At 61.8% G+C, this 1,168-nt stretch carries 2 protein-coding genes; both read right to left on the reverse strand.

Annotated features, from left to right (window positions below):
- Positions 1 to 839, reverse strand: an 839-nt coding sequence (locus ACODRZ_RS26705; RefSeq protein ID WP_488973186.1) for a hypothetical protein, incomplete at its 3' end; no start/stop codon positions are given.
- A gap of 109 nt (positions 840 to 948) precedes the next feature.
- The coding region (locus tag ACODRZ_RS26710) for a hypothetical protein (protein ID WP_488973187.1) at positions 949 to 1,168 on the reverse strand (220 nt) is incomplete at its 5' end.

The raw sequence follows: 1,168 nt of genomic DNA on the forward strand, positions 1-1,168 counted from the left end.
TCGATCGTGGTCGCGTTCGAAACCTCGTTGCCGCGCGCCAGAGCGCGAGCCGAGTTGCTGTCGTTGGCCAACGTCGAGCCGGTCACATTGCCGGTGACAGTGGCCAAATATCCTGCGGTGCCTGCCGCATCATCAACCGAAGCGGTAACGGTCTTGGCGCCAGCGCTGGTAACCGCCAGTTCCTGCTTCGAAGAGGTGGCATAGCCACCAATCGTGGCGCTGCCGCTGCCTGCGCTCGCCTGGCCGGTGCTCTGGCCTGCCAGCGTCACGTTATTCCCGGAAACAGCCTGGCTGTTGGAGCCCGAGTTGGCGACGGCGGTGGCGGCCTGGCTATTGTTGGTCAGATCGACCGTGCTACCCGTGAGCGCCGTGGTCGACGGCCCCGAGCCGGTCGAAAATTTGTCGAGCGAGGACACCGAAGCGGTCAGCGAACCGTTGAGGCTCGACTGCGCTACACCAATGCCGGACGAACCGCTCGTACTGTTGACGCTGGTGTCGAGCGCGGTCACGCCCGAGTTCAGCACGCCCGTCGCGCTCTGGCTGTTGCCGGCGATCTTCGCGGTGCTGCCCGACATGCCGTGATCGATGGTGATGCCCATGTCGGTGCCATCGGCGACCGATGCCGTCGCGCTGCTGTTCTGCTGCGTCAGGGCGATGCCGATGTCGGTAACATCCACAACGGTCGCGCCATTCGTGCCGGCATTGGACGAGGCTGTCTCGCTCGCATAGCCCGAGCCGGTGACATTGTTGAGGTCGCCGTTGACCGTCAGGGTCGCCGTATTGGCGTAACCGGTCGCGGTCGAGGCGTTGCCAGTCGTCGCCGACGAACCTACGGTCACCGTGCTATTTGTCAGCGCATAGGCGGTCGCATCATTGTTGCTGACCGTCGTATTGACCGACCCTTGGGTGTTGCCATTCAGAGCAAGGCTCGGCGAAGACGAGCTGTAGTCATTGAAGCCCTGCTGGACGCTGATTGATTGGGTCGAGGTCGTCGTATCCGACGGCCCTGCCGCCAAGACTTGAGTCCCGCCCAATGTGGCGAGAAGCGCCGTACTTGCGCCGGTCATCAATGCCGAACGCATCCTTCTGGAATGTGTATTCATGGAATACTTCCTTCGAATTGTTAAAGACATGGTTAATTTCGTTAAATGTGCAGGCCCCCTGCCTC

This window comes from Novosphingobium sp. FG90 (genome assembly GCF_057808725.1).